The 20,644-nt window shown below is 45.9% G+C and carries 21 protein-coding genes (1 of these 21 cut by a window edge); 7 read left to right on the top strand and 14 right to left on the bottom strand.

Annotated features, from left to right (window positions below; translation table 11 throughout):
* Together B5D50_RS12515 and B5D50_RS12510 are read right to left on the bottom strand one after the other, a co-directional pair.
* On the bottom strand, nt 1-559 hold the beginning of the coding sequence (locus B5D50_RS12515; RefSeq protein ID WP_078922982.1) for an alpha/beta hydrolase family protein. The gene continues 584 nt to the left of window position 1, outside the view; only the first 559 of its 1,143 coding nucleotides appear in the window; its start codon is at nt 557-559; the stop codon falls past the left edge of the window.
* Nucleotides 560-595: 36 nt separating this feature from the next.
* Complete coding sequence (locus B5D50_RS12510) at nt 596-1,228, bottom strand: hypothetical protein (RefSeq protein ID WP_078922981.1); 633 nt, start codon at nt 1,226-1,228, stop codon at nt 596-598.
* Between the two features lie 326 nt (nt 1,229-1,554).
* Between B5D50_RS12510 and B5D50_RS12505 the strand changes: the two genes are divergently transcribed.
* On the top strand, nt 1,555-3,318 hold the full coding sequence (locus tag B5D50_RS12505) for an SLC13 family permease (protein WP_078922980.1): 1,764 nt from the start codon (nt 1,555-1,557) through the stop codon (nt 3,316-3,318).
* 169 nt (nt 3,319-3,487) lie between these two features.
* The gene (locus B5D50_RS12500) at nt 3,488-5,251 is read left to right on the top strand and encodes an SLC13 family permease (protein ID WP_078922979.1); all 1,764 of its coding nucleotides are present in this window, start codon (nt 3,488-3,490) and stop codon (nt 5,249-5,251) included.
* Nucleotides 5,252-5,387: 136 nt separating this feature from the next.
* On the opposite strand, the gene B5D50_RS12495 is transcribed toward B5D50_RS12500, so the two are convergent.
* The 5 genes from B5D50_RS12495 to B5D50_RS12475 all read right to left on the bottom strand — a co-directional run bounded on the left by B5D50_RS12495 (nt 5,388) and on the right by B5D50_RS12475 (nt 10,110).
* Entirely contained in the window at nt 5,388-6,692 is a 1,305-nt protein-coding gene (locus B5D50_RS12495) for an NAD(P)/FAD-dependent oxidoreductase (protein WP_078922978.1), read from the bottom strand.
* Between the two features lie 12 nt (nt 6,693-6,704).
* Nucleotides 6,705-7,043, bottom strand: a complete 339-nt coding sequence (locus B5D50_RS12490) for a c-type cytochrome (RefSeq protein WP_078922977.1) — start codon at nt 7,041-7,043, stop codon at nt 6,705-6,707.
* 471 nt (nt 7,044-7,514) lie between these two features.
* Complete coding sequence (locus B5D50_RS12485) at nt 7,515-8,294, bottom strand: amidohydrolase (RefSeq protein ID WP_078922976.1); 780 nt, start codon at nt 8,292-8,294, stop codon at nt 7,515-7,517.
* A 10-nt stretch (nt 8,295-8,304) separates the two neighbouring features.
* Nucleotides 8,305-9,450 (bottom strand): pyridoxal phosphate-dependent aminotransferase, encoded by a 1,146-nt coding sequence (locus B5D50_RS12480; RefSeq protein ID WP_078922975.1) that lies wholly within the window; start codon nt 9,448-9,450, stop codon nt 8,305-8,307.
* Nucleotides 9,451-9,453: 3 nt separating this feature from the next.
* Nucleotides 9,454-10,110, bottom strand: coding sequence for a histidinol-phosphatase (locus B5D50_RS12475; protein WP_078922974.1), 657 nt, complete (start codon nt 10,108-10,110; stop codon nt 9,454-9,456).
* Between the two features lie 112 nt (nt 10,111-10,222).
* On the opposite strand from B5D50_RS12475, the gene B5D50_RS12470 reads away from it, so the two are divergent.
* A complete protein-coding gene (locus B5D50_RS12470) occupies nt 10,223-10,708 on the top strand; it encodes an RNA pyrophosphohydrolase (protein ID WP_200807089.1) in 486 nt (161 codons plus the stop codon).
* Here B5D50_RS12470 and B5D50_RS12465 read toward each other — a convergent pair.
* Nucleotides 10,705-11,328 carry a ubiquinone biosynthesis accessory factor UbiJ gene (locus tag B5D50_RS12465; RefSeq protein ID WP_078922972.1) on the bottom strand — a complete coding sequence of 208 codons (624 nt, stop codon included), beginning with the start codon at nt 11,326-11,328 and terminating at the stop codon, nt 10,705-10,707. The two genes, B5D50_RS12470 and B5D50_RS12465, sit on opposite strands and share 4 nt — an antisense overlap.
* Before the next feature lie 14 nt (nt 11,329-11,342).
* Nucleotides 11,343-11,936 (bottom strand): SCO family protein, encoded by a 594-nt coding sequence (locus B5D50_RS12460; protein WP_078922971.1) that lies wholly within the window; start codon nt 11,934-11,936, stop codon nt 11,343-11,345.
* Between the two features lie 99 nt (nt 11,937-12,035).
* On the opposite strand from B5D50_RS12460, the gene msrP reads away from it, so the two are divergent.
* Nucleotides 12,036-12,947 carry a protein-methionine-sulfoxide reductase catalytic subunit MsrP gene (gene msrP, locus B5D50_RS12455; RefSeq protein ID WP_078922970.1) on the top strand — a complete coding sequence of 304 codons (912 nt, stop codon included), beginning with the start codon at nt 12,036-12,038 and terminating at the stop codon, nt 12,945-12,947.
* Entirely contained in the window at nt 12,947-13,546 is a 600-nt protein-coding gene (locus B5D50_RS12450) for a protein-methionine-sulfoxide reductase heme-binding subunit MsrQ (protein ID WP_078922969.1), read from the top strand. The genes msrP and B5D50_RS12450 overlap by 1 nt, the downstream gene beginning before the upstream one ends.
* On the opposite strand, the gene ubiE is transcribed toward B5D50_RS12450, so the two are convergent.
* Nucleotides 13,536-14,285, bottom strand: coding sequence for a bifunctional demethylmenaquinone methyltransferase/2-methoxy-6-polyprenyl-1,4-benzoquinol methylase UbiE (gene ubiE, locus B5D50_RS12445; protein WP_078922968.1), 750 nt, complete (start codon nt 14,283-14,285; stop codon nt 13,536-13,538). The genes B5D50_RS12450 and ubiE overlap by 11 nt on opposite strands.
* Before the next feature lie 68 nt (nt 14,286-14,353).
* Here ubiE and B5D50_RS20500 point away from each other — a divergent pair, with 68 nt between their 5' ends.
* Nucleotides 14,354-15,892 (top strand): hypothetical protein, encoded by a 1,539-nt coding sequence (locus B5D50_RS20500; RefSeq protein ID WP_200807088.1) that lies wholly within the window; start codon nt 14,354-14,356, stop codon nt 15,890-15,892.
* A 61-nt stretch (nt 15,893-15,953) separates the two neighbouring features.
* On the top strand, nt 15,954-16,295 hold the full coding sequence (locus B5D50_RS12435; protein ID WP_078922967.1) for a hypothetical protein: 342 nt from the start codon (nt 15,954-15,956) through the stop codon (nt 16,293-16,295).
* Here the strand turns inward: B5D50_RS12435 and B5D50_RS12430 are convergent.
* The 4 genes from B5D50_RS12430 to pilB all read right to left on the bottom strand — a co-directional run bounded on the left by B5D50_RS12430 (nt 16,288) and on the right by pilB (nt 20,564).
* Nucleotides 16,288-16,599 (bottom strand): YqfO family protein, encoded by a 312-nt coding sequence (locus tag B5D50_RS12430; RefSeq protein WP_078922966.1) that lies wholly within the window; start codon nt 16,597-16,599, stop codon nt 16,288-16,290. The genes B5D50_RS12435 and B5D50_RS12430 overlap by 8 nt on opposite strands.
* 21 nt (nt 16,600-16,620) lie before the next feature.
* Nucleotides 16,621-17,502, bottom strand: coding sequence for a prepilin peptidase (locus B5D50_RS12425; protein ID WP_078922965.1), 882 nt, complete (start codon nt 17,500-17,502; stop codon nt 16,621-16,623).
* A gap of 8 nt (nt 17,503-17,510) precedes the next feature.
* Nucleotides 17,511-18,755 (bottom strand): type II secretion system F family protein, encoded by a 1,245-nt coding sequence (locus tag B5D50_RS12420; RefSeq protein ID WP_268807815.1) that lies wholly within the window; start codon nt 18,753-18,755, stop codon nt 17,511-17,513.
* Between the two features lie 96 nt (nt 18,756-18,851).
* The gene (pilB, locus tag B5D50_RS12415; protein WP_078922964.1) at nt 18,852-20,564 is read right to left on the bottom strand and encodes a type IV-A pilus assembly ATPase PilB; all 1,713 of its coding nucleotides are present in this window, start codon (nt 20,562-20,564) and stop codon (nt 18,852-18,854) included.
* Nucleotides 20,565-20,644 lie beyond the last annotated feature (80 nt).

Genomic DNA, 20,644 nt, shown 5'->3' with positions numbered 1-20,644 from the left:
TTAGGCTAATATTAGTTTGCTTTAACCAATGAGTAGCGTGTTTAATAAAATCAGTCACAGCCCGTGCAGACGGTTTTTTGAGTAAATAAGGATGGGCTTTGCCTTTTGACTGACCGTAGCCCACGTAATCTGCAGCCACCGTGATATAACCTAATGAAGCTAGAATAGCGGGTGGTGCTCCAGGATTTAGATCATTGCTAGGTGCTTCTTTATCCTGAAAGATCGTACCATGTTGGAAACTCAAAAGCGGGCTTGGCATATTTATGCCTTTGCTTGGAATCGCGATCACACCTGAGGCAATAACTTTTTTGCCATAGCCATCAATAGTGGGATAATTTAGGCGATATAGACTCACAGAATACTTAAACAATGCATCCGGTATGGATATACCTAAATCACTGACGGCGGTACTAATCTGCTCAGAGGTGAAACTTGCTAGTTTTTGAGCATTGGCTTTAGCATTTGGAGTTGCCGCATTGACCTTGGCACAACTTAGCACTAGCAAAATAGAGACAGTGATGAGTGGTACTTTTAGGGGGCTTGGTTCAATAGCTCTCATGGCTTACAACTCCGCTTGAGTCAATCGAGTGATCAATTAGTTAATTTTCCGTACTTGCAAGGTCATACCACCCCGGTTATCGGTGCTACGGCTTAAATCTAACAGCATAAAAGCAACTTGGCTGTCTTTATCAAGGCTAAATGTGGAGGCTTTAGCGGCTGCTAGAGCAGAGGCTTCGTCTGGATAGGTAAAGTTCTCAGTAACCTCATATGCACGGTTGCCGCCATTTTGTAAGAAGTAACTGGTGCTGCGGTATTGTGGAATCTCTTTCACGATAGGCAAGGCTTTGCCATCGACGATGACTTGGCTCAACTGAGCTGAACTCACATAATAATTATTATGCATGCCGGTAAAGCGAGTAGGGACAAGGCGTGGGCAGCCTTTGCTGCGTGGGCAATTGGTACGATCCCAAACACTCCAAGCTTCATACTGCCCGCCCGCTGCTTTGCTGACAGGTTTTACTTCGTAGCTACCTTGAGGCAGGTTCAAACGAATCGGATTATCTGCACCATGCACCCGTGCGTCTAGCTTAATAATTTGGGTTTCAAAGTTATTACGCGGTTTAGCATTTGGCTTTGGCGCTTGATTGGGTGCTGCTTGCACTAAAGTGGTCGCTAACAAACTAGTGCAAAGCAGGGCTGATAAGAATGGGAGTGGTTTAGCAAACATGATCTTAACCCTTAAATAAACGATATTGGTTCAATTTGAGCTGAAAAGGCCGAACCTGACTGAAAGCGTGACATAGTTTTTAATCGTATTTCAGTGACTTAATTCCAGTTCTCTAAGATTCTCACCCAAATCTCCTCTTTAACCAAGTCTAGCATGACTAGTGGAGTTTGCTGGATCAGCGTACAGGTCGTGGGGATTTCTAACTTTACTAATTTCATTATCACTTTAATAGATATTAAATTTTAAAAATATCACTTTTTAAGCTTATCTTTAGAGTTGCATAATGCCCCAGTTTGACAAAGATCATGTTAGTAGGAGTAGAACCTATGAATTGGGAGGCTATTGTCGCCGTTTTGACTGTGTTGACGGTGCTAGGTATGTTAGCACTGTCAAAGATTGCGGCTGATCTCATTTTGATGGCAGCTCTGATTTTTCTCCTCGTGTCTGGCATTTTAGAACCCAAGGAAGCGTTTGCAGGCTTTGGGAATACCGGCCTAATGACGATTGCGGCTTTGTATATTGTTGCTGCGGGTTTAAGAGAAACCGGGGCTATTCAATACATCACCCGGCGTTTACTGGGTCAGCCGACTACCGTGCGTGGTGCTCAATTTCGGATGTTAGTACCGACCGCAGCTTTAAGTGCTTTTTTGAATAATACGACCGTTGTTGCCATGTTGATTCCAGCCATTCAAGAGTGGTGCAAGCGCTTAAAATTACCGCCCTCAAAACTCTTACTGCCATTGAGCTATGTGACTATTTTAGGGGGCACTTGTACTTTGATTGGTACTAGCACTAACTTGGTAGTCAATGGCCTGTTGCAAAAAAATGGTTTCCCTGAGCTGGGTATGTTTGATATTACCGGTGTCGGTTTAGTGTTATTAGCAGCAGGTGGTTCATTTTTACTGATTTTTGGCAACCGATTGTTACCTAATAGCCAAGGTATCACTGAGGATGTCGATAAGGTGCGCGAATACCATGTCGAAATGATTGTGGATAGTGCCTTAGAGGGGAAAACCTTGGCCTTAGCCGGTTTGACCAATCTAGGTTATGGTTATTTAGCGGAGGTGGAGCATGATGGCGAGTTAATTCAAAGTCCTCCTCATGATTTTGTTTTGAAAAAAGGAGATCGTCTGTCTTTTATCGGTGCTCCCCGCTGTGCTCATGAATTGCGCAGTATTGCGGGTTTGCAGCCAGCCAATGAAGCTATCCAGCGGTTAGCGGTTGCACATTATCGCCGACGCTTGGTTGAGGCGGTGGTAGGGCCTGAGTTTCCCTTCTTAGATATGACGGTTGAAGAGTGTGATTTCTTGGGGTATTACCAAGCAGTGGTCTTATCCGTGGCACGGGGGGGGAAAGACAAGTTACCTGATAAAGGTTTACATTCACGCATTCAAATCGGTGATACTTTATTGTTAGAAGCAAATAAAGAGTTTGCCAACCAATTTCGCTTCCGCAAAGACTTCCTGCTAGTCAGTGCTTTAGAGGATTCTAGCCCACCCAATTTTAAGAAAACTCACTTAGCCTTAGGTATTCTCGCGGTGATGGTGCTATTAAGTGCATTTGAGATTATCCCTATTTTAGAGGCGGCTTGGTTGGCAGCGGGCGTGATGCTGATTACGCGCTGTATGAATGCAGGCTTGGCAAGGCGCTCGATTGATTTTACGGTGTTAACGGTGATCGGTGCTTCCTTTGCCTTGGGTGAGGCTTTGGATAAAACGGGGGCTGCTAAATTTATGGCAGATAGTTTAATGAGCCATAGCACGATGACTCCTGTGTTAGCTTTGATTTTAATCTATATCATGACCTCCTTGTTTACGGAGGTTATTACGAATAATGCTGCAGCGGTCTTGATGTTCCCGATTTGTAGTGCAGTGGCTGAGCAAAGTGGTGTGAGTATGATGCCGTTTGCTGTCGCGGTCATGTTTGCTGCATCAGCCAGCTTTATGACCCCAATTGGTTATCAAACTAATTTAATGGTCTATGGGCCTGGAGGCTATCGAACCCTTGATTATTTGAAAATAGGTATTCCAATGAATATCTTAGCAGGATGCGTCACTATCCCGATGATTTTAATTTTCTGGCCTTTATAAACTGAATAAACCCAAAAAGTCGATCTCTTATTCCTTTAAGCATTGTTCTATTTTGTCGCTAGGATTTTAAAGATAGGATTTTTTTATTTGATGATTAACTGGTCATAATGACATGATGAGATTATTTTCTAAGTAATTTTTAAGCAGTAAATTGATTGGAGAACTGCCTATGAGCTGGGAAGCCATTGTTGCTATTTTGACGGTATTAACCGTGTTAGGCATGCTAGCGTTTTCGAAAATAGCAGCTGACCTGATTTTGATGGCAGGCCTCGTTTTTTTATTGGTCATCGGTATTTTAGAACCCAATGAGGCGTTTGCAGGTTTTGGAAACACGGGTCTGATGACGATTGCGGCTTTATATATTGTTGCGGCGGGTTTAAGAGAGACTGGGGCTATTCAATACATCACCCGTCGCCTCCTCGGTCAGCCGACTACGGTGCGCGGTGCTCAGTTTAGAATGTTAGTACCGACAGCAACCTTAAGTGCTTTCTTGAATAATACGACGGTTGTTGCCATGTTGATTCCGGCTGTTCAGGAATGGTGTAAGCGTCTCAAGCTACCTCCCTCTAAACTTTTACTGCCCTTAAGTTATATCAGTATTCTTGGTGGGACTTGTACCTTGATTGGCACGAGTACTAATTTGATCGTGAATGGTTTGCTGCAAAAAGAGGGCTTGCCCGGGTTAGCTATGTTTGATATTACCGGGGTAGGCTTAACCTTGTTACTGGTCTGTGGTTCGTTTTTACTGATCTTTGGCAATCGGTTATTGCCCGATAGTCAAGGGATTACTGAGGATGTCGATAAGGTGCGCGAGTACCATGTCGAGATGGTGGTAGATAGTCCCTTAGAAGGAAAAACCCTCGCCTTAGCCGGTTTGACTAATCTAGGTTATGGCTATTTGGCGGAGGTCGAGCAAGAGGGGGAGGTAACTCAATCACCGCCCCATGATTTTGTTTTGAAAAAAGGAGATCGTCTGTCTTTTATTGGTGCACCTCGCTGTGCTCATGAGTTGCGTAGTATTGCGGGCTTGCAACCCGCTAATGAGGATATTCAACGCTTAGCCGTGGCTCATTACCGTCGTCGTTTAGTTGAGGTTGTGGTGGGGCCTGAGTTTCCGTTTTTGGGGATGTCGATTGAGGAATGTGACTTTCTCGGGTATTACCAAGCCGTGGTCTTATCCGTAGCGCGGGGAGGTAAAGATAAATTACCTGACAAAGGTTTAAATACCCGCCTGCGAGTGGGGGATACTTTATTATTGGAAGCGAATAAAGAGTTCGCTAATCAATTCCGGTTTCGTAAAGATTTTCTGTTAGTCAGTGCTTTAGAGAACTCCAGCCCGCCTAATTTTCAAAAGACCTATTTAGCCTTAGGTATTCTCGCAGCGATGGTGCTATTAAGCGCGTTTGAGATTATCCCTATTTTAGAAGCCGCTTGGTTGGCAGCAGGGGTGATGCTGATTACACGCTGCATGAATGCGGGCTTGGCAAGACGCTCGATTGATTTTACCGTCTTGACAGTGATCGGTGCTTCTTTTGCATTGGGGGAAGCACTTGAAAAAACGGGAGCTGCAAAAACAGTCGCGGATAGTTTAATGGCTAACAGTAATATAACTCCCTTAATCGCCTTGGTATTAATTTATCTTATGACGGTTATTTTTACTGAGTTGATTACGAATAATGCCGCAGCTGTTTTAATGTTTCCTATTTGCAGTGCGGTGGCTGAGCAAAGCGGTGTGAGTATTATGCCATTTGCGATCGCGGTGATGTTTGCAGCTTCAGCCAGCTTTATGACCCCGATTGGTTATCAAACTAATTTAATGGTTTATGGGCCGGGGGGGTATCGAACCCTCGATTATTTAAAAATTGGCGTGCCGATGAGTCTGATCGCAGGGATGGTAAATATTCCGATGATTCTAGTCTTTTGGCCTTTATAGGTTGAACTGGGTGGGGAAAGTCGCAACTGACTGGGATGAGGTTTAACAGCAACGATACGCTTATCAACTGCTGGCTGTGGTTTAACAGGCAGTCAGTAGCTAAGCGTATCGTTCGCCCATTTAGCTAAGAAGATGCTTAGCCAAATATTTCTTGAGTGATGTTCTTATACCAACCTTGTGCGTAGGCTGCTTCAGTGGCACGGACACCCTCATCACCGTCTTTTGCGGAGACACCACCAGAGTCTTTGACCGAAATAATGGAGGTTTTACCGTCTTCAGTTTTACCAACTTGATAGACGCCCGCAACCGAAATACCGTAGCTCTTGCCGACTAAGCTGTAGCAAGTATTGATATGTGAGGTCTCAGGTAATTCAATGGAGCGCAAAGAAGCAACTACAGCGGCGGCGGCAGTTTTGCCTTGAGAATTGGCGGAATAGCCTGACTTCGGCATAGCACCCGCAATACAGGCATCACCAATCACATAAATATCTTTGTGAATCGTTGATTCAAAGGTTTTGAAATCCACTGGACACCAGCCTGCATCACTGGTCAAACCAATATCAAAGGCGAGCTTACCCGCTTTTTGTGCTGGAATCACATTCAATACATCTGCTTTAACGGTATCACCAAATTCAGTTGTCACCGTGCGGGTAGCCACATCTATTTTAGTTGCATTGGCTTGATCTTCTAAACCTTTCCATGAAATCAGGCTATTGTCGGTCTTATAGCCATAGAGCTTTTCCCAACCTTGCATGAATAAGTCTTGCTTAGCGAAGTTAGGCTTAGCATCTAAAATAATGATTTTAGATTTTGGTTTTTTCTCTTTCAGGTATTGAGCAATCAAACTAGCACGCTCATAAGGCCCGGGTGGGCAACGGAACGGATTGGCTGGCGCGGTAATGACCACTACACCACCATCAGCCATCGCTTCGAGTTGAGCACGTAAAATCTTGGTTTGTTCACCTGCTTTCCAAGCATGAGGAATCTCTTTAGACGCTTCTTCCGTATAGCCTTCAATCGCATCCCACTTTAAATCGGTACCGGGGGACACTATCAATCTATCGTAAGCAAACTCACCTTTGCTGGTCGTGACTTTTTTCGCAGCAGGATCAACTTTAGTGACCTCATCAATCACTACATTGACCCCCACTTTACGCAGGCCATCATAGCCGAAGCTGATTTGCTCCATTGTGCGCTCACCAGCCAAGACTTCATTGCTCATATAGCAGGTGTAATAGGTTTCATTGCGCTCAATGAGGGTGACTTCAACGCTAGGATCATAACGCTTGATATAGCGGGCCGCAGTTGCACCGCCACTTCCGCCCCCGATGACGACAACTTTTGCAGCTGCGCCAAAGGATAAAGAGGGAAGACCCATCAAGCCTAAAGTGCCAAGGCCTGCGCCCATTTTCAGAAAATTTCTGCGTGAGATTTGTGCCATACAGATTCTCCTTTAATTAGCCGGTTTGGCTTCAGCGGGTGGGTTAGCAAGATAGCCAGCGATCAGTTTTAAATCTTCATCACTATAACCTTTGGCAATCCGGTTCATCAGTGTAGCTGGACGCTTTCCGGTTTTGAAAGCAATTAAGGTTTCGTAGTACTTGTCTTCAGTCTGGCCTGTAAGGCTAAGAATGGGTAAGCCCACACTCGTCCCATTAGCACCATGACAAGCAAAGCAAGGCTGAGTGAGCAAACTAGCGCGGGTGATTTTGACATCATCCGCAGCATTGGCAAGCGATTGACACAGCAATACACTAGCCACTGTGGTGAACACAGTAGCAATAAGCTTCATAGGGTATCTCCTCCATATTTTAGGTAGACGCAGTGCGCCGTTATTGAAAATAACATTAATTTTTAAAGAAAACTGTATGAAAAAAGAGATAGGCGGTTATTTGATTCAAGGGGATTTAGCTTAAAAATTGAGTTGAGCGATGGGTGCAGTGCTTTCGGATTTAGTCCGCAAAGGTTTGCAAGAATCGCCCGAATATACTCACAAAGGTCTGTTTCCAACCTTTAATGTACCTAGCAATTTTGTATTCTTTAGCAATTCACCGAAAGGGTCGGCTGATTAGTTTTGATAAGGGGTTGCAGAGTCTTTATCCTCAGGCAGCTGGTAAGCATTTAGTGATTTTGAAGTCCTAGCTACTGATGACCTGACGGGAAAACAGCTTAATGATAATCGCTAAGTACTTGCCTAGACATTTGCCGAATCATTTGAATTTCCTCAAACTGTGCAGTGATAGACAGATCAAGGGTTTATCATTCAGCTCAAACTAAACTCATCCGCATCCATCCATGCTGGAAATTGCTCGCGGAATTGCTTCAAAGCGTTTAAATCTAACGGTGTCGTTGCTACAAAAGCCAAGCCTTCGGCCTGATCAATCAGCAATTCACCTTTGAAATCGACCGCTAGCGAATCACCGCTATAGCCCAAGCCTAAAGCATCCGTACCGATGCGATTCACGCCGAGTACATAGCTTTGATTTTCAATCGCCCGCGCTTGTAGCAAAGTACGCCAAGGTTTGCGGCGTACTGCAGGCCAGTTAGCCACCACAATCGCCAAATCATAGTCATTGCGATTGCGCATAAACACAGGGAAACGTAGGTCATAACAAACTTGGGGCAGAATGCGCCAGCCTAGGTATTTGAACAGTTTGCGTTCTGAACCTGCACTGTAATGATTGACCTCATCGCCCATGCGGAACAGGTGACGCTTGTCATAAAATTGCACTGTGCCATCCGGTGTGGCGAACATAAAGCGATTGGTGTATTGCCCATCAATAGCGGTGGCGACCGAACCACAAATAGCGGCCTGCAAGCTCACAGCTTGTGCTTGCAACCAAGTAAAGGTCGCTCCACCATAAGTTTCAGCTTGGGTTTCGGGTGTCATCATAAAACCAGTAGTGAACATCTCTGGCAAGATTATCAAATCGGTTTGCCCGGCTAAGCCCTGCAATAGCGCTGCAAAGTGTGCTCGATTGGCTTCTGGGTTTTGCCAAGCTAACTCACTTTGTACCAAGCTCACTCGTAAGAATTCGGTCATGGCTAGCCTCTTAAATGGCCGATAAGCGCTCAGCGGCGCGCTGTAAGGTTTCATCGCTTTTGGCAAAGCAGAAACGAATCAAACGCATCTCTGGTGGGGTTTGGCAAAACACCGAAACGGGAATTGCCGCCACCCCTACTTGTTGAGTCAGCCATTCGCAGAAAGCCTTATCCGGCAAATCGCTGATTGCACTGTAATCGACCAGCTGAAAATAAGTCCCTGCGGAAGGTGTAAAGGTAAAGCGGCTATTGCTCATTAATGAGCAGAACAAATCACGTTTTTGCTGATAAAACTGTGGCAAATTATCCGCATGTTCAGGTTCATCACGCAGAATATCCGCCAGCGCTAATTGCATCGGGGTGCAGGTTGCAAAGGTCAGATATTGATGCATCTTGCGGAATTCAGTCGTTAACGGTGGGGGCGCAACGCAATAGCCAATTTTCCAGCCGGTTGCATGATAAGTTTTGCCAAAGGATGAGACTACAAAGCTGCGTTCATACAACTCAGGATAACGATTTAAACTCTGATGGACTTGTCCATTAAAAGCGATATGTTCGTAAACTTCATCGCCTAGTAGTAATAGATCGGTATCACGCACGAGCTCAATCAATTGCTGCATATCCGCTGCGGTCAACACGCTACCGGTTGGATTATGCGGTGAGTTCAGAATAATTAAGCGTGTTTTCGGGGTAAGTGCTGCCTTGAGTTTTGCCCAATCAATGGCAAAACTAGGGGGGTGTAATTGCAAATGCACTGCCACCCCACCGTTCAGTTCAACCGCTGGGTCATAACTGTCATAGGCAGGGTCGAACATAATCACTTCATCACCGGGGCGAACCACAGCGGCAATCGCTGCAAATAAAGCCTCGGTCGCGCCGGAGGTGATAGTCACTTCATCGGCTGTGATTGGATTACCATAAAGGCGTTGCACTTTGACAGCAATCTGCTCACGCAAAACAGGCAGGCCACTCATCGGCGCATACTGATTCATGCCTTTAGCAATATAAGCTCCGACTGCATTTAAAAGTGCGGAGGGACCATCAAAATCAGGAAAACCCTGCGAGAGATTAATGGCCTTATATTCATTTGCCATCTGTGACATAAGGGTAAAAATCGTCGTGCCAATCTGTGGCAATTTACTGGCAGGGTAACGCATGATTTAGCTCCGTAAACTAATAATTGGCCAGCCTCTAGCGATAGCTTTCGCCCGTAAAATATCGTCTGGGTCAACGGCAGTCGGATAATCCACGATCTCTAACAAAGGCAAATCATTATGTGAATCGCTATAAAAATAGCTCCCTTCCAAGGTTTCTGCGCGGCCTTGTAACCATGCTTTTAAACGCTCGATTTTGCCTTCGCGGAAGGTGGGAATGCCGTCAATTTCAGTGGTATAGCGTCCATTTTCCATCTTAGGCTCAACTGCCAATAAATGCTCAATGCCAAACTCAGTAGCAATGGGGCGCGTCACAAAGCTATTGGTGGCAGTGATAATCACTAAGGTATGCCCGAGGGTACGATGCTTTTCAACTAAAGCACGCGCGGCAGCTGGAATCATTTGTTGGACGTCTTCTTGTAGGTATTCCTGCCGCCATTGGTCTAGCTGCTCTTTGCTGTGATCACTTAAAAACTTAAACGTGAACGCAGCATATTCATGGATATTTAAAGTGCCATTCGTATATTGCCCGTAAAAGCGCCGATTAGTTTCTGCATGCTGTTTAGCATCGACCAAACCTTTACGAACCAGAAATTCGCCCCATTGATAATCGCTGTCGCCTTTTAATAACGTGTTATCGAGGTCGAAAAGTGCGAGTGTCATGTCTGCTCCTCTACGTTTAGCAGAAAAATACTCGATTGTACTCGCTTAAAATTGCCGAATCATTGTGATTGTGAAAAAATCAATACAACTGTAAAAGTTCTGGAGGATTGTCGTGATTGATGAGGACGGTTTCCGTGCGAACGTTGGCATCATCCTCTGTAATTGCGATGGTAAAGTGTTTTGGGGAAGGCGCTTGGGTCAAGAGTCTTGGCAGTTTCCTCAAGGAGGTATAGATCAAGGAGAGTCAGCCTTGGATGCGATGTATCGAGAGTTGCATGAAGAAACGGGATTGCAGCGCAATCAAGTGGAAGTCATGGGACAGACTCGGGGTTGGTTACGCTATCGCATCCCCCACTACATGATACGCCGTCGCTCAAGACCTCTGTGCATTGGTCAGAAACAGCGTTGGTTTTTGCTGCGTATGTTGTGCAGAGACGGAGATGTTAATTTGCAGGCCACACCAAAGCCTGAATTTGATCATTGGGAATGGGTCGATTATTGGACTCCCGCTCAGCAAGTGGTCTTTTTCAAGCGGAAAGTGTATCGCCGTGCACTCAATGAATTCGCAGTTTTACTTGAGTCAAGAAAGGATGCTTAGGCATCCTTTTTTTTGAGTAGCCGTGTAAGTCTTGCCTCTAAACGCTCGCTATCCAAACGTAATTGATCGACTTGCGCGTAGTAGTCGCTTAATTCTGCATCCGCAGGCAAGAAACGGGCTTCTTCTTGCAAGTATTCTTGTGTATTTAAGCGCATAGCTTGGGTTGATTGCTTCATCCAGCCTTGGGTGTTGCGTGCCAACTGACCTGCTTGATGTGCGACGGTATCGCCCACAGCTTGAGCCAGTAGCTCCTCCCAGTCGACATCAATCTCACGCAGAATTTTACTAAATTCAGTGCCTAAACCTAAGTCACCCTCAATTTTAATGCCGTTTTCAAGCATAGCCTTACCGCTATCCTCAGACTGAGCCAAACGCATCAAGGCTAACGCACTGCCCTGAATACTGACATCCGCTGGAGCGTCGTAGTGAGGGCTAATCTTTACGGTGTCTGCCGTCGGTAAAAAGTACAAGTCAAAGCCCGGATTGGTGATCCGTAAATGAATTAATTGCCCCTGTAAGGCTTGTAACCGCTGCCGTGCATGGCCATGAGTTCTTTCCTCAAGTTTAAGCCATGTATTAAAAGCAGCCTCTAATGGCAGGATGAAAGCATTGAGCAGCATACACTTACTCCAGATTAATGGTTTAAAGCAGCCCGAATGCCTGCTAGTACGTCAGCTTTGCTCGCATCGTGCTTGAATGTGGTGAGCAATTGCCCTTCTTTACCAATTAAATAGCTATTAGAGCTATGGTCAACGGTATACCCTAGCGCCGAATTGCTAGCTACCTTACTGTAAAATGCGCCGTATTGCCTAGCAGCCTGTTGAATTTCTTGCTCTGTGCCAGTCATCCCAATAAAACTCGGATAAAAGTAACGCGCATAGTCCATGAGCTGATTCCCATGATCGCGGGCAGGATCAACACTAATAAATATCGGCTGAATCTGTGCTGCTTCTGCTGGGCTTAAGGCTTTTAACGCTGAACCTAATAAGGCCAAGGATGTCGGGCAAACATCAGGGCAGGAGGCATAACCAAAATACAGGAGCACTAATTTGCCGCGAAAATCTTTTAAGTGAACGGTCTGCTGGTTTTGCGTCAGGGAGAAATCAGCATTATCAGAATTAATAGTCATTGTTGCAGTCTGATGATTGAGTAATTGCTGGGCTGTTAGACTGCTGATCGCTAAGACAGCCACTCCCAAACCTAGATAAAACAAATGACGAAGCTTCATTCAGCTCTCCTTCAACCTAGCTGTCGCGACAATAGCATAAACACAGAGGCTTGCATCCAAAAATGGCTGGATCTCGTATTAGCCTAGAGGTATTGAACAATGATGATTAAACAGACTCCAGATTTAACTGAAAATGACACCACGCCCTATGCGCTTTATCAACATCGTCGCGAATTTTTAAAATTTCTCGGTGGTGCTGCGCTTTTAGGGACAGCTTTACCCCAACGGGCTTGGGCAAAATCTGCGTTTTCAACCGACGAAACGCCGACCGATTTTGCGGACATCACCACATACAATAATTTTTATGAGTTCGGTACTGGCAAGGATGAACCGGCTATCAAGGCTAAAACTCTGATCACTTCACCGTGGTCAGTGACAGTAGATGGCGCTTGTGAAAAACCGGGTACTTATACGCTGGAAGATATTTTAAAACCGCATGCACTTGAAGAACGTATTTATCGGATGCGTTGTGTGGAAGGTTGGTCAATGGTGATTCCGTGGCAAGGTTTTCCGTTAGGCCAGCTTTTGAAGCGATTCCAACCAACATCTAAAGCTAAGTTTGTGCGCTTTGAAACTTTAGCCGACCCTAAGCAAATGCCTGAGCTTAAGCAGAATGTGCTCGATTGGCCTTATACCGAAGGCTTGCGGATGGATGAAGCCATGCACCCTTTAACTTTGCTGGCGACTGGCTTGTATAATAAGCCGCTACTCAATCAAAATGGTGCACCCTTGCGCCTCGTCGTACCGTGGAAATATGGTTTTAAGAGTATCAAATCCATTGTACGCATTAGTTTTGTGGAGCAGCAGCCCGTTTCGAGTTGGGAAAAGGCGAATGCACGGGAATATGGTTTTTATTCGAATGTCAATCCTACGGTAGATCATCCGCGTTGGGCGCAATACAACGAACGCCGGATCGGTGAGTTCAGCAAGCGTAAAACCCTGATGTTCAATGGTTATGAAGCGCAAGTAGCCAGCCTCTACAGCGGTATGGATTTACGGAAAAATTATTAATGCAGCTGCCTGAGCCTTTGTTTAGTCGGTGTATCAAGCCGTTGGTATTTGCTTTAGCTCTGCTACCTTTGGTTTTAATGGGGTTTGGCGTTTGGCAAGATCGTTTGGGTGCTAATCCGATTGAAGCCGTCACTCGTAGTTCGGGTGATTGGGCTTTGCGGTTTCTATTGCTGACGCTGGCACTCTCAAGTTTGCGGCGCTTAATCGGCTGGACTCAAGGCATTCGCTTACGGCGGATGCTGGGGCTATTTGCCTTCTTCTACGCGAGTATCCATTTGCTTTTGTATCTATGGCTGGATCAGTTCTTTGATTGGCAGGGGATTTGGCGGGATATTCTCAAACGCCCCTTTATCACCGTGGGTATGCTGGCTTTTCTCATGCTGCTTCCTTTAGCAATCACTTCACCTAAAGCGATGCTACGTCGCTTAGGTAAGCGTTGGAAAACTTTGCATACTTTAATTTATCCCTTATCCATCCTAGCCGTACTGCATTTTTGGTGGATGAAAGATGCCAAGTCGGATACCTCTGAGCCACTGATTTACGCTTTAATCTTAGCGGCTCTTTTAGGTGAGCGATTGTATCAGCGCTTTAAAGCTTAAAACCCTTATGCAAAGCCACAATACCCCCCGTCATATTGGTGTAAGTGACACGCTCAAAGCCCGCATTACTCATCATACTTTTTAAGGTTTCCTGATCAGGGTGCATGCGAATCGACTCTGCTAAATAGCGATAGCTGTCTGCATCATTGGCAATCAATTTGCCCATAAAGGGTAGGAATTTAAAGGAGTATTGATCATAAATCGGCGCTAGACCGGGTAAAACCGGTTTAGAAAATTCTAATACCAATAAACGCCCTCCGGCTTTAAGGACTCGAAATATCGAACGCAAAGCGGATTCTTTATCGGTGACATTTCTTAAACCAAAGGCCATTGTCACAATATCAAAGGTATTATCAGCAAATGGTAAACACTCAGCATTAGCTTGAACATATTCAATATTGCCCGCAATACCTAAGTCAGTCAGACGTTGGCGACCATTTTCTAACATCGAGGCATTAATATCAGATAGGACGACTTTGCCCGATTGACCGACGATGCGGGCAAATTGACTCGCTAAATCACCCGTCCCCCCCGCTAAGTCTAAAACTTTCGAACCTTGTTTCGCGCCCGCTGCATCAATTGTGATGCGTTTCCAAATACGATGAACCCCAAATGACATTACGTCGTTCATTACGTCGTATTTGTCGGCTACCGAATGAAATACTCCCGCCACTCTACTAGCTTTTTCCATAACAGGAACTTGTTGATAGCCAAAATGGGTTGTTTGTTCCTTATCCATCACTCAGGAATTCCTCAAAAAAGATAGCCTAGTCTAACAGGCGCAACGCTCTTCATGGAGAAGGCAGCATGAAAAAAATAGTTATTGGTGTAAGTTTAGGGCTGGCAGCAGCGTCACAGGCACAAGCATGGCAGGGAGGCATGGCCAATATGCATACCTTGCATGCGAACAAGCAAGGCCCGATCGTGCGTGTAAAATCAGTCCAAGTGAGTGTCTGCAAAATCAGACCTTATCACCACAGTGCTGCTGCTCATCGGTGCAATAGCCAAGGTTTTTGCCAAGGTGGTTGGCGGGTAGTTAAACCTAAAGCACATCGAGTGACCCATCACGGTGCAGTGTGTGGCTCGCACAGTCGTGGCCATAGTGCTGTCATTGCCCGCCCACAAGGTAAGCGGATAGTTAAGACTGTTAGCCAACCCACTCGCGCCCAGCGTCAGGCTTATTATGCAGCGCAACAAAAGCGTAAAACACTGCAATTAGCCCAAAAACGTCGTGCTGCCCAAATAGCGCAGCAGCAACGCCAAGCTGCCGTACAACGTCAACGCCAAAAAGCGATTCAATTAAAGGCATTAGCTTTACAAAAGCAGCGGGTTGCCCAACAACAACGCCAAGCCGCGTTAAAGCGCCAAGCTTTATTATTGCAAAAACAGCGTATCCTTCAGCAACAACGCTGGCTAGCAGCGAAAAAGCAAGCGCAAGCCCGTAAGCGGGCACAAATCCAACAGTTGCAAGCCCGGCGGGTAGTCAGACCTCATTATTCAGGTTCTAGAGTTCATCCGGGTTATCAAGCCTGTGCGGTGCAATCTGTACGTGTTCTCCGTCCAGCTCGTCCAGCAGTACGTAAAGTAATCCGTCAAGTCCAACACGTGCAGATTGTGCGTCCAGTGGTGCGTTATGTACAACGTCCTGTGCAGCAGGTTGTTGTACAACGCCCCGTGCCGATTTATAGCCAACAAATAGCGCCAGTTTTCACTGCTGGTATGGTATTCGGTGGAGGCGGGTATCATCATGGCGGTGGTGACGGTGGTGGTTATGTTGATACCGGTGGCGGCAATGGCGGCGGCAATGGCGGCGGCAATGGCGGCGGCAACGGTGGTGGCAACGGCGGTGGCAATGGCGGTGGCAACGGCGGCGGCAACGGTGGTGGCAACGGCGGTGGCAATGGCGGTGGCAACGGTGGTGGCAACGGTGGTGGCAACGGCGGTGGACATGTCGGTGGACATGGCGGTGGACATGGCGGTGGACATGGCGGTGGACATGGTGGCGGCCACGGCGGTGGACATGGTGGCGATAAGGGTAATGGTCACGATGGCGGACATGGTGGCGATAAGGGTAATGGTCACGATGGCGGACATGGTGGCGATAAGGGTAATGGTCACGGTGGCGGACATGGTGGCGATAAGGGTAATGGTCACGATGGCGGACATGGTGGTGGCGATAAGGGTAATGGTAGCAATGGTAAAGGTGCTCATGGCAGCAAAGGCATGCAGGGAATTAAAGCTAGCTTGGGTCAAGGGATAAGAACTGAGTTACCTAGAAACACTTGTAGCGGTTGGCAAGCAAACTCTTGCCTGAGTCCTTTACATGTTAGACGTGCTCAAGCCTAGTCAAGTGGATCAATCTATGTTATCAACGGGATTGTTTTCAATCCCTTGAGGACATTAAGTGATGGCTAGAATTCAAAGTAAACAGGCTGCTTATTTAGCGAGTCTGTTTATGTTGGGTGCGGGGTCTATACAAGCCAACGAGCCAACCGCCGAACCCGGCTCAGCTTGGTATTATCATGAGACACTGACCACACCTGCAGATAGCAGAGCTATTTTAAAACCCTATCAGCATCCTGAGTTTCGTCAGCGCAGTCTAGGTAATCAAGCCGCTTTTAAACAGTGGCCTTGGCTCAAACAGTACAAGTTACAGCAGGATAAAGCTCAAGCCCGTCAAACCTATTTAATACCCCAAAGTCGGCAAGGAACAGCGCTACCGTTTTGGCCAAGTTTAAAGCCTAAATAGGGCTAATTGGGAAAACAGTATAGGCTGGCTCTTCATACGGGTGCTTGAGTCTCAGGGCTTGTACGGCGGCTTGAATATATTCATCCGCACACACCAACTCTACACGGTATTCATCCACTAAGTGCAGATGATTTTCTTGACCCAAAAAGGGATTGCTACCTGCTAAAGGGCGGAATTGACCTGTGCCTAAACATTCCCAAGCACAATGGTCATAATTGCCAATCCGCCCAGCACCTGCTGCGAATACAGCTTCCTTAACGAGTTCCTTGTGAGTGGCGGGGACATAAAAAATCAACTGATACATAATTTATCGTTAGTTTCAATGTTAGTAGGGAGCTAATAATTGCATACTAAAACGAAGCACTTCCTGATGCCAAATCATCGCCACAAAACCAGCCATTGCTAACCACGGGCCAAAGGGCATGGGTAAGCTCTGCCCATTACGCTTAAGCAGCATCCAAGCTATTCCAAATAAAGCACCAAAAGCTGAGGATGCAAAGATGACGAAAGGCAAGATTTGCCAGCCACCCCACGCACCTAGAGCGGCTAGCAACTTGAAGTCACCATAACCCATGCCTTCTTTACCCGTGAGTAATTTAAACAGATGATAAATACTCCACAAGGATAAATAGCCTAATACTGCACCTAAAACGCTATCGGCTAAAGGTACAAACCAGCCATTCATATTCAACAATAAACCGAGCCAAAGTAATGGATAAGTCAAATCATCGGGCAGGAGCATGGTTTGCGCATCAATCATAAATAAGGCTACTAGAGTCCAAGTGAACACTAATAAACCTAAAGTCTGCCAGCTGAAGCCATAATGATACGCCACTAACATAGAGAGGAGGGCGGTAGCGATTTCAACCAACGGGTATTGAAGCGGAATAGAAGTGCGACAACCAGCACATTTGCCACCTAAGACTAAGTAGCTAATGACCGGAATATTTTCCCATGAGGCGATATTATGTCCGCAACTTGGGCATTGTGAGCGCGGTACGACTAAATTAAAGCGCGTTGTATCGGTGCTAGCAAGCGTATCTTCGCCACCCATAAACTCAGCACATTCATGTTTCCATTCACGCTCCATCATCACAGGTAAGCGGTAAATGACCACATTCAAAAAACTACCGATTAACAGTGAAATCAGCCCCACACAGACCAATAACCACGTGTTATTGGTCGCTAGTAAATGAATTAATTCCATAATATTGCTTAGACCACCGCCCCAAGTTTGAAAATGGGCAGATACATCGCGACGACCAAGCCACCGACCACAACGCCCAATACTGCCATAATTAAAGGTTCAATTTGCTTAGCTAAGGTATCCACTAAATCATCGACTTGTTCTTCATAATAATCAGCAGCCTTGCCTAACATTTCTTCTAAGCGCCCCGATTCTTCCCCGATCCGTGTCATTTGTACCACCATATTCGGAAAAATTTGCGCAGTTTGCATGGCGACATTTAATTGTAGGCCTTGAGCCGTATCACTTTTCATGCGCATGGTGGCATCATAGTATAACGAGTTACCGGTACTGCCTGCGACGGAATCCATCGACTCGACTAAGGGTACACCTGCTGAGAACATCGTAGACAGTGTGCGACAAAAACGGGCAATGGATGAGAGATTGATGATATTTCCAATAATTGGAATCTTCAAAATCATTCTGTCGACAAATCGCTGGAACTGGGTGGAACGTTTCAAGGCGGTTTTGAAAACATAGCCGATGATCACCATAAGAGCCAAGGGTATCCACCAATAAGCTTGTAGCCATTCAGACATGCCAATGACCATCAGCGTAAAAGCGGGTAAGTCGGCACCAAAGCTACTAAATACTTCTTTAAATTGAGGAATAACCCAAATTAACATAATCGAAGAAACGACGACGGCGGCCACGATCACGATGACCGGATACATGACTGCTTTTTTGATTTTTGATTTTAAAGCTTCGGTTTTTTCTTTATAAGTTGCGACTTTCTCAAGCATGGTTTCTAAAGTACCTGCTTGCTCACCCGCTTTGACTAAGTTGACAAAAAGTCGGTCAAAATATTGGGGGTGGCGGCCTAGGGCATTACCAAAGCTAGCGCCCGCCTCAATATCTTGAATAATTTTTTTAATTAAATCATGCATGGCGACATTATCCCCGCCACCGCCGACCATTTGTAGTGATTGCACCATAGGCACACCCGATTTCATCATCGTAGTCATTTGTCGGGCAAAATGAGCAATATCAGCAGGTTTAATCGCTGGCTTAAATAAAGGCTTCGGCTTCTTTACAATTCGCCCAGGATTAATGCCTTGCCGCCGCAGCGTCGCTCTTAACCAATTGGCATTAGCGGCTTGGGTTTCGCCTTTGATTTTTACGCCATTACGATTCACACCTTCCCATTTGAAGGTTTGCATACCGTCGACAGCGCTCGGGGTTTTCAAGGTGCTTGGATTACGTGGGCTAGCCATAAGCTTTCGTCATCTCGGTTATTATTATAATGATTGTGTACCAGTGTAGCAGTTTTTAGCTTTGAGTCGCGGACAGCCTAGATGAGCGGGAATTTTTTAATCTTTGGTAACCCGTGCGATTTCAGCTAAAGAAGTAATGCCTTGTTTTATTTTGGTTAAGCCGGATTGACGCAAGTCTAAAATATTTTCACGCTGTGCCTGTTCTGCCAAATCCATCGAATTGCAACCATCCATGACCATCCGTCCCATAATGGGAGAGATCGGCATAACCTGATAAATACCTACCCGCCCTTTATAACCTTGTGAACAAGCAGAGCAGCCGACGGCTTCATAGACGGTAAACTTACCGATTTCTTCATCTTTAAAACCGAAGCTACGCAAAATATCAGGGGGTACAGTCGTCGGTTGTTTACATTTGTCACATAAGCGGCGGGCTAAGCGTTGGGCAATAATTAAATGCACTGAGGACGCAATATTGAAAGGGGGTACACCCATATTGAGTAAGCGCGTCAAGGTTTCTGGAGCGCTATTCGTGTGGAGGGTGGACAAGACTAAATGCCCCGTTTGTGCCGCTTTGATCGAGATTTCGGCGGTTTCTAGATCACGAATTTCCCCGACCATAATGATGTCAGGGTCTTGACGCAGAAAGGCACGCAAAGCCTCCGCAAACGTTAGCCCAACCTTAGGATTGACATTCACTTGATTAACACCGGGCATATTAATCTCAGCGGGGTCTTCTGCGGTGGAAATATTGCTTTCAGGGGTATTTAACATGCCCAACCCAGTATAGAGGGTGACGGTTTTACCGCTACCCGTTGGACCTGTGACTAAGACCATGCCATCGGGTTTACTCAAGGCATTCACGAAATCAGCTTGCTGTTTAGGATCAAAACCTAATTTTTCGACACCAATCGTGGCACTATCCGAGTCTAGGATACGCATGACTACCTTTTCACCATAAATGGTGGGTAAGGTATTGACCCGGAAGTCGATATTCTTTTTCTCATTTAAAGCAAAACGAATCCGTCCGTCTTGGGGGACTCGGCGCTCAGAAATATTCATCCGCGCTAAGACTTTGAGTCGCGAGGTGAGTTGGGCAGCAATACCAATAGGGGGGGTGGCAATAACCTTTAAAATACCATCCACGCGGTAGCGAATACGCAGATTTTTTTCGTAAGGTTCAATATGAATATCGGAAACTTTCGAGTTAATCGCATGGGCTAATAGCTTATCCACAAAGGAAATAATCTCAACTTCTTCGCCATCGGCTTCCTGCTTTTTTATATCGCGGGTATCGAGTGCAATATTTTGTGTAATCGCCTCATTCGATACCGCCATGCCTGATTGCATGGGGGAGGCTGAACCACTGAAGCCGCCACCATTGGCTAGATAAATTTGTAATTTATCGAATTCAACAAAGACGGGTTCTGGTTTGAGATTGGTGGCGAACTTAACATCATCTAGGTTGGGCAAATACAGCGGATCGGCTAAAGCAACTAATAAGTGATTGCCATAACGATGAATCGGCAGCAAATGTAGACGCTGTTTCTGCTCATCTGAGATCAGATCTGCAACCATCGGGCGAATATCAATCGCATCCAGATCGACAACGCTGATGCCATATTCATCACTGGCTGCTCGAGCTAAATCTCTAGCTGAAACCAGTTGTTGATGAAATAGCCACTCCATGACTGAAATTTTATCAGAATGCGCTTTTTTAACCGTTTTCTCAGCAACCCCTAAATCCAACTTGCCTGCGGTGACCAGTTGTTTGACATAGCCGGGTAGTTGGATGTTCGGTGCGCTCATGAGATTTCGATAGTTCTTTATTATTTATAATAAAATTATTCTATAAATAATACGTGTAAGGGCAAACTGCTAGCTGAATG

It is taken from the genome of Thiothrix eikelboomii, assembly GCF_900167255.1.
In the GTDB taxonomy this organism is placed as follows: domain Bacteria; phylum Pseudomonadota; class Gammaproteobacteria; order Thiotrichales; family Thiotrichaceae; genus Thiolinea; species Thiolinea eikelboomii.
The sequence above is the reverse complement of the archived record's forward strand: the minus strand, read 5'-3'. Positions and strand labels throughout refer to the sequence as shown.

What these genes read in the sequence shown, in the direction of transcription:
- B5D50_RS12450 (WP_078922969.1), top strand. Translation starts at nt 12,947, where the DNA reads ATGCAGCTGCCTGAGCCTTTGTTTAGTCGGTGTATCAAGCCGTTGGTA.
- B5D50_RS12420 (WP_268807815.1), bottom strand. Translation starts at nt 18,755, where the DNA reads ATGGCTAGCCCACGTAATCCAAGCACCTTGAAAACCCCGAGCGCTGTC.
- B5D50_RS12510 (WP_078922981.1), bottom strand. Translation starts at nt 1,228, where the DNA reads ATGTTTGCTAAACCACTCCCATTCTTATCAGCCCTGCTTTGCACTAGT.
- B5D50_RS12490 (WP_078922977.1), bottom strand. Translation starts at nt 7,043, where the DNA reads ATGAAGCTTATTGCTACTGTGTTCACCACAGTGGCTAGTGTATTGCTG.
- B5D50_RS12465 (WP_078922972.1), bottom strand. Translation starts at nt 11,328, where the DNA reads ATGCTGCTCAATGCTTTCATCCTGCCATTAGAGGCTGCTTTTAATACA.
- B5D50_RS12495 (WP_078922978.1), bottom strand. Translation starts at nt 6,692, where the DNA reads ATGGCACAAATCTCACGCAGAAATTTTCTGAAAATGGGCGCAGGCCTT.
- B5D50_RS12425 (WP_078922965.1), bottom strand. Translation starts at nt 17,502, where the DNA reads ATGGAATTAATTCATTTACTAGCGACCAATAACACGTGGTTATTGGTC.
- B5D50_RS12435 (WP_078922967.1), top strand. Translation starts at nt 15,954, where the DNA reads ATGGCTAGAATTCAAAGTAAACAGGCTGCTTATTTAGCGAGTCTGTTT.
- B5D50_RS12475 (WP_078922974.1), bottom strand. Translation starts at nt 10,110, where the DNA reads ATGACACTCGCACTTTTCGACCTCGATAACACGTTATTAAAAGGCGAC.
- ubiE (WP_078922968.1), bottom strand. Translation starts at nt 14,285, where the DNA reads ATGGATAAGGAACAAACAACCCATTTTGGCTATCAACAAGTTCCTGTT.
- B5D50_RS12505 (WP_078922980.1), top strand. Translation starts at nt 1,555, where the DNA reads ATGAATTGGGAGGCTATTGTCGCCGTTTTGACTGTGTTGACGGTGCTA.
- pilB (WP_078922964.1), bottom strand. Translation starts at nt 20,564, where the DNA reads ATGAGCGCACCGAACATCCAACTACCCGGCTATGTCAAACAACTGGTC.
- B5D50_RS12485 (WP_078922976.1), bottom strand. Translation starts at nt 8,294, where the DNA reads ATGACCGAATTCTTACGAGTGAGCTTGGTACAAAGTGAGTTAGCTTGG.
- B5D50_RS12500 (WP_078922979.1), top strand. Translation starts at nt 3,488, where the DNA reads ATGAGCTGGGAAGCCATTGTTGCTATTTTGACGGTATTAACCGTGTTA.
- B5D50_RS12460 (WP_078922971.1), bottom strand. Translation starts at nt 11,936, where the DNA reads ATGAAGCTTCGTCATTTGTTTTATCTAGGTTTGGGAGTGGCTGTCTTA.
- msrP (WP_078922970.1), top strand. Translation starts at nt 12,036, where the DNA reads ATGATGATTAAACAGACTCCAGATTTAACTGAAAATGACACCACGCCC.
- B5D50_RS12430 (WP_078922966.1), bottom strand. Translation starts at nt 16,599, where the DNA reads ATGTATCAGTTGATTTTTTATGTCCCCGCCACTCACAAGGAACTCGTT.
- B5D50_RS12480 (WP_078922975.1), bottom strand. Translation starts at nt 9,450, where the DNA reads ATGCGTTACCCTGCCAGTAAATTGCCACAGATTGGCACGACGATTTTT.
- B5D50_RS20500 (WP_200807088.1), top strand. Translation starts at nt 14,354, where the DNA reads ATGAAAAAAATAGTTATTGGTGTAAGTTTAGGGCTGGCAGCAGCGTCA.